The sequence below is a fragment of the Paenibacillus lautus NBRC 15380 genome, assembly GCF_004000945.1.
In the GTDB taxonomy this organism is placed as follows: Bacteria; Bacillota; Bacilli; order Paenibacillales; family Paenibacillaceae; genus Paenibacillus_AQ; species Paenibacillus_AQ lautus.
The window spans coordinates 184,254-196,697 of sequence record NZ_BIMF01000009.1 but is presented as its reverse complement, the minus strand read 5'-3'; the positions used below and the strand labels follow the sequence as shown (position 1 = coordinate 196,697).

General features: G+C 50.2%; 10 protein-coding genes. 8 read left to right on the top strand and 2 right to left on the bottom strand.

From position 1 onward, the window contains the following. The first annotated feature begins 12 nt into the window (after window positions 1-12). The 4 genes from sufD to sufB are packed head-to-tail and all read left to right on the top strand — an operon-like array spanning window position 13 to window position 4,374. Window positions 13-1,317: a Fe-S cluster assembly protein SufD gene (sufD, locus tag PLA01S_RS17565; protein ID WP_127593335.1), complete on the top strand. Its 1,305-nt coding sequence runs from the start codon at window positions 13-15 to the stop codon at window positions 1,315-1,317. Next, window positions 1,314-2,534, top strand: a complete 1,221-nt coding sequence (locus PLA01S_RS17560) for a cysteine desulfurase (RefSeq protein WP_127593334.1) — start codon at window positions 1,314-1,316, stop codon at window positions 2,532-2,534. Before sufD ends, PLA01S_RS17560 begins: the two co-directional genes overlap by 4 nt. Continuing rightward, on the top strand, window positions 2,524-2,943 hold the full coding sequence (gene sufU / locus PLA01S_RS17555; RefSeq protein ID WP_100538835.1) for a Fe-S cluster assembly sulfur transfer protein SufU: 420 nt from the start codon (window positions 2,524-2,526) through the stop codon (window positions 2,941-2,943). The genes PLA01S_RS17560 and sufU overlap by 11 nt, the downstream gene beginning before the upstream one ends. Before the next feature lie 33 nt (window positions 2,944-2,976). After that, window positions 2,977-4,374, top strand: coding sequence for a Fe-S cluster assembly protein SufB (sufB, locus tag PLA01S_RS17550; protein ID WP_127593333.1), 1,398 nt, complete (start codon window positions 2,977-2,979; stop codon window positions 4,372-4,374). 270 nt (window positions 4,375-4,644) lie between these two features. On the opposite strand, the gene PLA01S_RS17545 is transcribed toward sufB, so the two are convergent. Both PLA01S_RS17545 and moaD read right to left on the bottom strand, forming a co-directional pair. Next, window positions 4,645-5,691: an HD-GYP domain-containing protein gene (locus tag PLA01S_RS17545; RefSeq protein ID WP_127593332.1), complete on the bottom strand. Its 1,047-nt coding sequence runs from the start codon at window positions 5,689-5,691 to the stop codon at window positions 4,645-4,647. An 87-nt stretch (window positions 5,692-5,778) separates the two neighbouring features. Continuing rightward, window positions 5,779-6,516 carry a molybdopterin converting factor subunit 1 gene (gene moaD, locus PLA01S_RS17540; RefSeq protein WP_127593331.1) on the bottom strand — a complete coding sequence of 246 codons (738 nt, stop codon included), beginning with the start codon at window positions 6,514-6,516 and terminating at the stop codon, window positions 5,779-5,781. Window positions 6,517-6,629: 113 nt separating this feature from the next. Between moaD and PLA01S_RS17535 the strand changes: the two genes are divergently transcribed. The 4 genes from PLA01S_RS17535 to PLA01S_RS17520 all read left to right on the top strand — a co-directional run bounded on the left by PLA01S_RS17535 (window position 6,630) and on the right by PLA01S_RS17520 (window position 12,443). Next, window positions 6,630-8,063, top strand: a complete 1,434-nt coding sequence (locus PLA01S_RS17535) for a bifunctional metallophosphatase/5'-nucleotidase (RefSeq protein WP_127593330.1) — start codon at window positions 6,630-6,632, stop codon at window positions 8,061-8,063. A 70-nt stretch (window positions 8,064-8,133) separates the two neighbouring features. Beyond that, the gene (locus tag PLA01S_RS17530) at window positions 8,134-8,958 is read left to right on the top strand and encodes an undecaprenyl-diphosphate phosphatase (protein WP_127593329.1); all 825 of its coding nucleotides are present in this window, start codon (window positions 8,134-8,136) and stop codon (window positions 8,956-8,958) included. A 108-nt stretch (window positions 8,959-9,066) separates the two neighbouring features. Beyond that, a complete protein-coding gene (locus PLA01S_RS17525; RefSeq protein WP_127593328.1) occupies window positions 9,067-10,152 on the top strand; it encodes an HD-GYP domain-containing protein in 1,086 nt (361 codons plus the stop codon). A gap of 29 nt (window positions 10,153-10,181) precedes the next feature. Continuing rightward, entirely contained in the window at window positions 10,182-12,443 is a 2,262-nt protein-coding gene (locus tag PLA01S_RS17520) for an MMPL family transporter (protein ID WP_127593327.1), read from the top strand. Window position 12,444: the final 1 nt, after the last annotated feature.

Below are 12,444 nucleotides of genomic sequence, written 5' to 3'. Positions count from 1 at the left end.
GGAGGAAACGATATGACTACACAAACCATTCTTCCGGTCAACGCTGAGGCTCTGAAGGCATTGTCCGAAAGTAAACAGGAACCGGCCTGGCTGACAGACAGCCGTCTGGCTTCTCTGGAACTGGCTGGCCAGTTGGAACTGCCCAAGCTGGAGAAACAACGCATCGAGCGCTGGAACATTCAAAGTTATGGTGAATATAAAGAGAGCAGCAAACTTGCTTCCCTGGACGAATTGCCTGAGCAGGTAGCCAAACTTGTCGAAGGTTCAAGAGAAGGCGGCCTGGTTATTCAACGCAACTCGGGAACCGTACATGTAAGTCTGGCTCCGGAACTGGCTGCCAAAGGCGTCATTTTCACCGATTTGGAAACAGCGGTTAAAGAACACGCGGATTTGGTTAAACCTTATCTGCATCAAGCGCTTAAGAATGACGAGCATTCGATGGCCGCTCTGCATGCTGCTGTATGGAACGGCGGGGTGTTCCTCTATGTTCCTAAGAATGTGGAGGTCGATGTCCCTCTGCAGGCGGTTATGCTGACGGATGATGCCGAAGCCACATTTGCTCCGCATGTGTTGGTCGTAGCCGAAGCGAACAGTCAGATCACTTATGTAGACAACTACGTATCGGATTCCCTGGCTGCGCCGGTGACCCATAACGGAGCGGTGGAAGTCTTCGTTAAAAACGGAGCGAAGGTGCGTTATGCTTCCGTTCACCAATTGGCTGGCGAAGCAACCGATGTTACATTCCGTCGTGCGGTGCTGGACAATGACGCTTCGATCGAGTGGATCGTTGGCGAGATGAACGATGGCGATACAGCTAGCGATACCATGAGTATTCTGAAGGGCAACGGTTCAACATCCGATGCGAAAGTCATCGCGGTCGGCTCCGGCTCCCAGAAGATCAATTACACTACCCAAGCGAAGCATTTCGGCAAGAGCTCGGCGTCCCAGATGATCACCCGTGCAGTCATGCGCGAAGAGGCACAAGCCATCATCAACGGAATTACCAAGATCGAGAAGGGTGCAACGAAGGCGGACGGACAACAGACCGAGCGCGTGTTGATGCTCAGCCCGAAAGCTCGCGGCGACGCGAACCCGATTCTGTTGATTGACGAGGATGATGTAACAGCTGGACACGCAGCGTCCGTAGGACAAGTGAATCAGGAGCAAATTTACTACCTGATGTCCCGCGGTATCTCGCGTACCGTGGCAGAATCCTTGATTATTTACGGCTTCTTGGCTCCGGTTGTCAGCGAAATTCCGCTTGAGGGACTTCGTGACCAACTGCAGGGGCTCGTTGAAAGGAAGCTGGGACAATGATCGCCTCTGTCCGTGAGCAATTTCCCATTCTTCATCAGGAGATCAACGGACATCCGCTGGTATATCTCGACAATGCCGCGACATCGCAAAAGCCGCAGGTGGTCATAGATGCTATCAAGCGGTACTACGAGTGGGAAAACTCCAATGTACACCGCGGGGTTCATACACTCGGCAGCCGTGCTACCGATGCTTATGAAGGAGCCAGGGAGAAGGTTGCCCGTTTCATTAATGCCGAGAGTTCGGAGCAAATTATTTTCACCCGCGGTACGACGACGGCCCTGAATCTGGTAGCTTCGTCCTACGCTCGCTCTGTTTGCGGTCCTGGGGATGAAATTGTCCTGACGGAAATGGAGCATCACAGTAATCTCATACCGTGGCAGCAGGCGGCTATCGCCGTTGGCGCTACGCTGAAATATATTCCTCTGCAGCCTGACGGCACGATCCGTGTCGAAGATGTGGAGGCACTCGTTACCGAACGGACCAAGGTTGTAGCCATCGCTTACGTATCCAACGTCATGGGCGTTGTGCATCCCGTAAAACAAATTGCGGAAATCGCGCACCGTCATGGTGCCGTCATTGTGGTTGACGGTGCGCAAAGCACACCGCATATGAAAGTGGACGTCCAGGATCTGGATTGCGATTTCTACGCTTTGTCCGGCCATAAGATGTGTGCTCCAACAGGTATCGGCGCATTATACGGCAAGAAGGCGCTGCTGGAATCAATGGAGCCGATCGAATTCGGCGGAGAAATGATCAATGATGTTGGATTGTACGAATCGAACTGGAAGGAGCTCCCTTGGAAGTTTGAGGGGGGGACGCCTATCATTGCAGGGGCTGTCGGTTTGGGCGCTGCCATCGATTTCCTGGAGGAAATCGGAATGGATGCCATCGAGCAGCATGAGACGCAGCTTGCGGCTTACGCCATGAACCGCATCTCCGAGATCGAAGGCATTTCCATTTACGGCCCCCGTGAGCGAAAAGTGGGCCTCGTTACCTTTAACCTTGGCGACGTGCACCCGCATGACGTGGCCACGGTGCTGGATGCACAGGGGATTGCGATTCGTGCAGGACATCATTGCTGTCAACCGCTTATGCGTTGGTTAAAAGTATCCTCTACGGCACGCGCGAGCTTTTATCTGTATAATACAGAAGAGGACGTTGATCGATTAGTTAGCGCCTTAATCCAGACAAAGGAGTATTTTGGCGATGCAACTTGACGATTTGTACAGACGTGTCATCATGGATCATTATAAGAACCCCCGCAATCGCGGCAAGTTTGAAGAAGATGCAGTAACCATCGATTTGAACAATCCGACTTGCGGAGATCGTATTTCCTTGCAACTTAAGGTAGAGAACGGCGTGGTAGCCGATGCCAAATATACGGGGGAAGGCTGCTCCATCAGCATGTCTTCCGCTTCGATGATGACGGACGCCGTAAAAGGCAGAACGCTGGATGAAGCGATCAGTCTGGCGGACCGCTTCTCCTCCCTTATGAAAGGCGAGGCCGTAGATTTTGACGAGTACGAGGATATTGAAGCCCTATCCGGTGTCAACAAGTTTCCTGCACGCATTAAATGCGCAACACTTGCGTGGAACGCACTCCGAAAAGGAATAGACGCGAAGTAAGCGAATGAATAGATCGATAGGGAGGTAAGTTAAATGGCTAAAAAAGCACCAGAAATTGAAGAGTATAAATATGGTTTCCGTGACGAGCACAAAGCTATTTTCCAGACCGGCAAAGGTTTGACGCGTGAAGTAGTTATGGAAATTTCCAAAATCAAGAACGAGCCGGAATGGATGCTGGAATTCCGTTTGAAAGCACTGGAGCAGTTTGAGAAAATGCCAATGCCTCGCTGGGGCGGCGATCTCGACGAGCTGGATTTCAACGATATCCAGTACTATGTAAGACCTTCCGACAAGCAAGGCAAGACTTGGGAGGAAGTACCTACCGAGATCAAGGAAACCTTTGATAAATTGGGTATTCCGGAAGCAGAGCAGAAGTTCCTGGCGGGTGTATCCGCACAGTACGAATCCGAAGTTGTTTACCATAACATGCAAAAGGATCTTGAGGATCAGGGCGTTATCTTCATGGATACCGATACGGCTCTCAGAGAGCATCCGGAAATCTTGAGAGAATACTTTGCAACGGTAGTGCCTCCAACGGATAACAAATTCGCCGCGCTGAACAGTGCTGTATGGTCTGGCGGAAGCTTCATCTATGTTCCAAAAGGCGTGAAATGTGAAATTCCGCTGCAAGCGTATTTCCGTATCAATTCCGAGAACATGGGTCAGTTCGAACGTACGCTGATCATTGCGGACGAAGACAGCTTCGTGCACTACGTAGAAGGATGTACGGCTCCGATCTACAGCACGAACTCGCTTCATAGTGCGGTAGTAGAGATCATCTGTAAAAAGAATGCACGCGTTCGCTATACAACCATTCAGAACTGGGCGCCGAACATCTACAACCTCGTGACCAAGCGTGCTGTTGCTGAAGAGAATGCAACAATGGAATGGGTTGACGGCAATATCGGTTCCAAGCTGACAATGAAATATCCTGCCGTTATTCTGAAGGGTCGCGGTGCAAAAGGGATGGTATTGTCCATCGCTGTGGCAGGCAAAGGCCAGCATCAGGATGCAGGAGCCAAAATGATTCACTTGGCACCGGACACCACTTCTACCATCGTATCCAAGTCCATCAGTAAGCATGGCGGTAAAGTAACGTACCGTGGACTGGCTTCCTTTGGCCGCAATGCAGAAGGCGCGAAAGCCAACATCCAGTGTGATACACTCATCCTCGATAATGAATCGACGTCTGATACGATTCCTTACAACGAGATCAAGAATGACAACATTACGCTGGAGCATGAAGCGACCGTATCCAAGGTGTCCGAGGAACAATTGTTCTACCTCATGAGTCGTGGCCTTAGCCAGTCTGAAGCTACGCAAATGATCGTTATGGGCTTCATCGAGCCATTCACCAAAGAACTTCCGATGGAGTATGCCGTTGAGATGAATCGACTCATCAAGTTCGAAATGGAAGGCAGTATCGGCTAAATAGTTCTTATATACACAGGGGGCAAATCACTCGGGCACGAGTGGTTTGCTCCTTTTTTTTATGCTTGGATGATTACGCTATGTTGGCTTATTGTGACTTTTATGGTTGCGTGGCGTGAGCCGTCTCGACAGGACACGCGTTTTATTTTGCCAGAAATCAAGAATGAGGGGATATGGAAATGTCACAAAAGCACGCAAAAAAACCGCCAGCATACAAGCCTGACGGTTTATACGGGCTATTTAAGGGAAGAGGCTAGGCGAAAACGCCGGTTACAGAAGAATCTCTTGGATCTCGGTATTGTACTCTTTGGAGAGGTCGATGAATCGATCCTCGGTCTTCACAAGCGGACGGAAGTAATCCGAAGGATTGTTCATAACGATAATGCCGGATTCGCCAGTAGTCAGCAGAACCTTTTTGCCGATAAAGTTCGGCAGCATCTGCTGGATGAAGGCATGCGTCGGCCTGCCGTTCAGCTTACCGAAACTAAGACGATACAGCTCCCGAAGTACGGTTAACAGCTGCTGCTTGGATTGATAGACCCGATTCGTTGTCATCGCACTGTATACGTCGGCTACAGCGCAAATATGAGAGTATGGATGAATCTGGTCGGCATGGAGCGCTCGTGGGTACCCGGAAGCGTCATCCCGTTCATGGTGCTGGAGCGCGACTATAGCGGTAACTTTATCATCCATGGATTCAGAGATCATCTCATAACCATAGATGGTATGCAGCTTCACTTCCTCATATTCTTCAGAAGTCAGCTTGCCTGGCTTGTCCAGTATATCCCTAGAAATCTTGCTTTTGCCGATGTCATGGAGATAACCGGCTTTGCCGATTTCATATGCTTCCTTGTCGGAATAACCCATCCAATCCGCGATGTAATACGATAACATTCCAACTTGAATCGAGTGCCTGTAGGTATAATCGTCTGTGCCATTAAAAAGCAAAAGCAGGGAGACAACATCCGTATGCTCATTCAGAGAGCCGACTAAGGGTTTGAAAACATCGTCCACAACGGACTCATTGAATCTACCGGTTTGTGACGCTTCCGCAAATAAGGTGGAGCACCCGTCAAACGCAAGATTGAAATGGGGTTTAACCTTGTTGTATGAATCTGAAATTTCAGATGATGAATCGAGGGATACAGACAGTGCCCGTGGCTTTATTTCTATGTAATCGATACCGTGCTGCAGCAGCTTGGATATATCCTCAAAACGAAGGGTTGCTCCTTTTTGTAGAACATGAACGCCGTTTGTGTTGTAAGCATCATGCTGCATTTGATCACCGGGTATCAGGTCCGTGACATGTACTCTCAAATCATTGCACCTCTTGCCCTTATATAAGTAAAAAGATCAAAACTATCTTAGCAAGAAAATTATGGTTTTACAATGAGTAATCATGACTTATTGCCTAACGGTTGGGTCCCAGGGTCCGGTCTGCGGTCCTTTCCATTCCGAACCATCGTCCCAGATCTCTTTCTTCCAGATTGGAACGGATTGCTTCAATTGTTCAATGGCATAACGACTGGCCTCATAACATGCATTTCGATGCGGGGAGGATACAGCGATAACCACACTGGTTTCTCCAATACCGACCGTACCGATACGGTGGGAAATCGCACATTCCGTGCCGGGCCATTGTCGAAAGATCTCCGCGCATATTTGCTGCATCTCTTTTAGCGCCATCGGGATGTATGCTTCATACTCCAGCGTAACCGTTCTCATCTGGCCAGTCATCTCTCGCGTTGTACCTACAAAGGAAAGGGTTGCTCCATGATTATCATGATGAACTTTGGCAATGGTTGCTTCTACGGACAGCGGGTCGTAGGATATAGAGCACTTCCCATCTGCCGAGGACCTGGATCCGGAGTCTTGCGGGGCGGATCCGTCACCACCGGACACAGGGGGAATCAGAGCTACCTCGTCGCCGCTCTGAATAAGCTGTTCCGAAGGCGCATACTCTTGATTGACCGCGACAAAAGCCGTGGCAATCTGGGATTTGGCATCAGGATAAGCTTCACCAAGCAGCAGCTTTAATTCCCCGGCTGTAAGGGGAAAGCCCGGTACGTTGAATGTAAGCGAAGCTGTGCCGATCCGATCAGCTAATCCTGCAAATAGTAATATCGAAATGGTTGTTGACATTCTTCATCACCTCGTAATTCTTATGGGCTACAATATACCATATTCTTCGCTAAAATGTTATGCTTGTAAGACCGGAAATTATCGAATAACGAACTTGGGGAGGGGGCCGCCAGATGGGGTTAGGAAGCAACAAACAGAAGCTGACGATATTGTATACCAACGATATACACAGCCATTTTGAAATGATGAGTAATGTGGCGGCACTTATTTCCCGGGAAAAGACGGCTGCCGGTGATGGGGCAATCGTACTGGATATCGGTGATCATATGGACCGGGCATCCGTGGAAACAGAAGGCACCATGGGCCAAGCCAATGTGGATGTCATTAATTTGACAGGATACGACGCCATTACGATTGGCAATAACGAAGGGCTCACCATTTCGTATGATGTTCTGGAGAGCGTATACGCCGGACTGCAGTGTCCCGTTGTGTGCTGCAACATAAGTGAGACAAAGAGCGGTGATCCTCCTCCATGGATGAAGCCTAATGTGATCCTGGAACGAGAAGGCATTCGGATCGGGCTTACCGGCGCAACGGCTGCTTTTGCAGGATTTTATCAATTGTTAGGCTGGGAAGCCGGAGATCCGGTGCAGGCTATTGCCGAGCAAGTGCGGGCGCTTCAGGGCCAGTGTGATATCACGATCGTTTTATCCCATTTAGGACTAACGATTGATAAAAGATTAGCAGAAAATGTTGAGGGAATTGATGTTATTCTTGGCGGTCACACCCATCATATCCTCGAGGAGCCTCTGATGATCGGGAAGACAGCCGTCTGCGGTGCAGGCAAATTCGGACAATATGTAGGTCGTCTCGTCATGCAGCGCAGTCATGCAGAAGATCGCTTTACCTGTATAGAGGGAAGTCTGCTGCCCGTGGATAAAAACTTGATGGAACCCATCGTAGAGCAGGCGATCATGAGACACCATGAGCTGGCAAGGGAGAAATTAACGGAGGCCGTAGCCGTTATTGACCGTAGTCTGCCCATTCACTATGAGGAGGAGTCGCCGTTTGCGAACCTGCTGGCTCAGGCCGTGCTGCAGCACACGAATGCCGATTTTGCCATCGTTAACTCAGGGCAGCTGCTCGGACCGCTGCCGGAGGGCGAGATCAGCACCGGTATGCTGCATGGCCTGTGCCCGTCCCCGATTAATCCCTGCGTAGTGAAGCTGCGCGGAGAACATATCTATCAAGCACTTGAGGAAAGCCTGCTCCAGGAGTTCAGCGGGAAGAAGATACTGGGCTTTGGCTTCCGCGGTTATATATTAGGCGGCCTGGCTGTTGATGGATTGAAGATTCACTATGACAAGAACGGAGAGCCTTATCGCAAGATCACGCATATCTCTATGAAGGGACAACGGCTAGAGCCGCAACGAGAATACAAGGTGGGAACACTCGACATGTTCACTTTCAAAATCGGATATGAGTCGTTGTCACTTGGTAAGGATACGGTATATATGCTGCCGGAGTTTATTAGAGACTTGCTGCGAAGTGAGCTTTCGAGGCCCGGTTCGCTTGAAGAGTCCATGATCCCACGCTGGATATCCTGACAATCCCCGACTAACTTCCTTTGGCCGAGCATACATATGAGGAGGACAAAGGTAAGGGAGGGGAAGGACCATGGATTTTATCACATCCATTATACTGGGGATTGTGGAAGGAATAACCGAATTCATTCCGGTGTCTTCCACAGGCCACATGATTTTGACGGCTAAGGTACTCGGTTACGACGATCAAACTCCGATCATGAAGACGTTTGAGGTTGTCATTCAGCTTGGTGCCATTATGGCGATCGCGATGGTTCACTGGAATCGGATTTTGAATCTGCTTGGCTGGAGCCGAAGTGAGCCGTTGACCAGGAACACGCCTCGAAGACGATTGAATTTGATCCACATTTTTTTGGGGATTGCACCGGCTCTGCTGGTTGCTTTTTTTGCGAGGGATTTCATCAAAAGTCTGTTCCATGCCCAGACGGTGTTGTTTGCACTCGTTGCCGGCGGTATTTTTATGATTTTTGCAGAATGGTACAATAAGCATAAAGTTCAAGTAACATCGCATGATTTGGATGATATGACATACAAGCAGGCCCTTCAGATTGGCGTTTACCAGATCATATCCGTATTATGGCCGGGATTTTCCCGTTCGGGTTCCACCATCTCCGGTGGCATGCTTAGTGGGGTAAGCTATAAGGCATCGGTCGATTTCTCGTTCATTATCGCGATTCCCATTATGTTTGCCGCAGCAGGATATGAATTACTGGATTCTTACCGATATTTTACAGTAGACACGATCGGCGTATTTCTTGCCGGATTCATCGTTTCGTTTGTTGTCGCTTATTTTGTCGTCTTAGCCTTCATGAAACTCATACAGAAGATAAGGCTTACTCATTTTGCGATCTACCGTTTTGTTCTCGCTGCCGTTTTTTGGCTGTTTATCATGCATTAAGCAGGAGGAGACATAAGGAGGAGATCCGGCTTCTTCGTATCGTGATCCACTGAAGACTAGACGCTATATCCCACACAAGTTTGATCATAGCAGAGGAAGTGACGGATTTTGCGTCTTATACCTATCAACGCGTTGAAGCCGGGGATGGTTCTTGGTAAAAGAATATATAATAGCGATGGTTTAATCCTGCTTGCCGAAGGCGTGGAGCTGACAACAGGGCTGATCCGCCGTCTGGGCACGTTGGAACTCGGGTATGTCTATATCGAGGATCCGATGACAGAGGATATCATGGTTCCGGAGTTGTTGACCGAGGAAACCCGGCTGCAGGCGATCCAGTCGATTCGGACGAGCTTCAAAACCCTGGAGAGCCAGGCTGCTCTGAAGGGAAGCTTCCTTCATTTAGGCAAAACGTTCTCCGGGATGATGGAGTCTATTATGGATGAAATATCGGATCATGACGAGTGCATGGTGCTGCTGACCGATATGAATACGAACGATTACAACTTGTATCGTCATTCTCTTAACGTATGTCTGTATTCAACGGTTCTTGGCGTGTCTTACGGGTATAATCGGGAGGAGCTGAAGGTGCTGGGCTTGGGAGCATTGCTTCACGATATCGGCAAGACGAGGATATCCCAGAAGCTGCTGAATCATCCAGGACGGCTGAGCGAGGAAGAATTTCGCGAGGTTCAGAAGCATACCGAGATCGGGTTCAAAATATTGAAAGACGAACCGAACATTCCGTTGCTATCGGCGCATTGCGCCCTGTCGCATCATGAACGCCTGGATGGCAGCGGTTATCCCAGAGCCTTGAAGGGACCTGAGATCCATGAATACGCCAAATGGATTGCGATTACGGATTCTTACGATGCGATGACAACGCAGCGGGTGTACAAGCCTGCCTTATTGCCGCATCAAGCGGTTGAGGTGATGTATGCTGGCTCGGGAACACTGTATGAACAGTCATTCCTGGCGATGTTTCGGGATCGGGTAGCGATATATCCTCCAGGGATCACCGTGAAATTGCATACGGGTGAAAGTGGAGTGGTATCCAAAATTCACGCACATGTGCCGCATCGACCCGTTGTCCGCGTATTAACGGATGCCGAAGGCACCCCGCTATCTGCACCTTACGAATTGGATTTGTCTGAAACACTGGCCATTATGATCGCTGGTATCGGGCGTGCACCATAGATCAAACTTGACCTTAAGGAGGTTGACTCGTGAGACGTAACGGCCATACAACATTGCTGCATACATGGGGGCGACAGATATACCGCTACCGTAAAGCCATTGTTGTGACCTGGCTTCTTTTGTTTTGCGGGCTGCTTCCGTTTGCGTTCAAGCTGCCATCCATTCTGCAGCACAACGGGTTTTCGCCGAAGGATAGTCCTGCCCAGATCGGGATTGAGAAGCTGGAAGAGGGATTAGGATTGTCGGCTGCCTCGCTGGATATTGTCGTAGTCAGTCAGCACGATGAGAATCTGACGGCAGGCACGGCGCAGAGACGAATATTGACGGAGCTGGAGCCTTTGCGAGCCCGTCCTTATGTCAGGGATATTGATATGAATATGGCAGCTCATAAGGCAGGCCAGGATCATATCGTATCTGTGACGGTGCTGCTGGATCTGGATGCCACGGAAGCCTTGAAGCAGTTTGAAGAGATTAGAGACTCGGTTCCCGACATCACGGGAGCGGATACTTACATAACAGGGAATACCGCCATCTTCGCCGATATGAACCAAGCCGTCAAAAGCGATATCATCCATGCCGAGATGATAGGCATTCCCGCAGCTCTGCTCATCCTGGCGGTTGTATTCGGAACATTGACTGCGGCGCTCCTTCCATTGTTAGCCGGTGTTGCCAGTGTGGTGGTCACGATGGGAATCTTGTATTTCGTCGCTTTGGCCGACGGTTCGATCAGCAATTTCCTTCCGAATGTCGTAACGATGCTGGGCCTGGCCGTGGGTATCGATTATGCGCTGCTGGTCGTAAGCCGCTTCAAAGAAGAGATGCGGATACGGAGCGGAGATGTAGGAACTGCCCTGGCTGTCACTTGCGCAACCGCCGGCAAAGCAGTGATGTTCTCCGGGGCGGCGGTGTTGATCGGTTTTGTGGCGATGAGTTTCATAGACCTGCCGATCTTCCGTTCCTTCAGCATAGGCGGCATTACCGTCGTGCTGTTATCGGTGCTGGCCGGTAACACACTTCTTCCCGCATTATTGGCAATATTGGGCCCGCGCATCGATGCGCTCCCTCTATTCCCTGCCGCATACCGGACGCTCCGGGCACGGCAGACCTCCGGTATGTGGAGAAAGCTCTCCAGATTTGTTATGGCGCATCCTGTGACCATCTCTATCGCCGCGATCGGTTTACTGCTGGTGGCGATTTATCCGGTTCGGCACATGAATATCGCCATCCCCGCGGCCGAAGTGCTTCCCCCCGCCTATGAATCCCGTTATGGTCACGACCTGCTCATACAGGCTTATGACGAACGTGAATTGAATTCGATCGTTGTGGCTGTAGAGCTTCCGGCCTCTTATGAGGACCCGCGCAGCATCGAGCGAATGAAGGCATATACAGATGAGATACGGATGATGCCGGGCGTGAAGCAGGTAGAGAGTTACCTGAGCATTGGCAGAGGATCGGTGGAAGAAGCATCGAAGTATTTGTCCCGCGAAGATATCCGCCAGCAGCTGGAGCAGCATCGTTTTGTTAGGGGGAATGTAGCAGCCGTCGCCGTGATCCCGGAATATGGGGAATCCCATGCACTTACGATGCAGCTTGTCCGAGCGTTACGGACGATGGACACGAATGAGCTAACGACCTATGTTACCGGAAGCCCCGCATACAAACTGGATATCATGGAAGCCATCCATCAGAATATCTCCTTCGTTCTGGTCTTTGTATTTGTAGTTACCTATGTCATTCTGCTCCTGGCGTTTCGGTCGGTCTTGCTCCCTTTAAAAGCAAGCGTAATGAACATGCTCAGCCTCGGCGCCGGACTGGGTATCGTGGTGTGGGTATTTCAGGAGGGGATAGGCGCGCAGTGGCTGGGTATTTCCTCTACGGGATCCATCTTTGCGCTTTTGCCGATCCTGATATTCTGCGTGGTGTTCGGCATATCGATGGACTATGAAGTCATGATGCTCTCGCGAATGATGGAGAATTATGAACGGACGGGGGACAACGAATTCAGCACGGCTGAAGGTCTGGAGAGCACAGGCGGGCTGATTACAAGCGCTGCTCTGATTCTCGCCGTCGTCGTGGGTGCGTTTGTATTTACGGATAATGAAGTGATGAAAGCGATCGGTTTAGGCCTGACAGCAGCCGTTCTGCTGGATGCCACCGTGATTCGAGTGCTGCTTGTGCCTGCGTTTATGAAAATGATGGGCAGAGCGAATTGGTGGAGTCCAAGTTGGATGTTTCCGGCACATAAGCTTACTTCCAAGGAACGTTCGGACAAAAATGGGGAAACCGGATGAT

Coding starts and splice junctions, on each gene's coding strand:
- sufD (WP_127593335.1), top strand. CDS start 13: ATGACTACACAAACCATTCTTCCGGTCAACGCTGAGGCTCTGAAGGCA.
- PLA01S_RS17560 (WP_127593334.1), top strand. CDS start 1,314: ATGATCGCCTCTGTCCGTGAGCAATTTCCCATTCTTCATCAGGAGATC.
- sufB (WP_127593333.1), top strand. CDS start 2,977: ATGGCTAAAAAAGCACCAGAAATTGAAGAGTATAAATATGGTTTCCGT.
- moaD (WP_127593331.1), bottom strand. CDS start 6,516: ATGTCAACAACCATTTCGATATTACTATTTGCAGGATTAGCTGATCGG.
- PLA01S_RS17530 (WP_127593329.1), top strand. CDS start 8,134: ATGGATTTTATCACATCCATTATACTGGGGATTGTGGAAGGAATAACC.
- PLA01S_RS17535 (WP_127593330.1), top strand. CDS start 6,630: ATGGGGTTAGGAAGCAACAAACAGAAGCTGACGATATTGTATACCAAC.
- sufU (WP_100538835.1), top strand. CDS start 2,524: ATGCAACTTGACGATTTGTACAGACGTGTCATCATGGATCATTATAAG.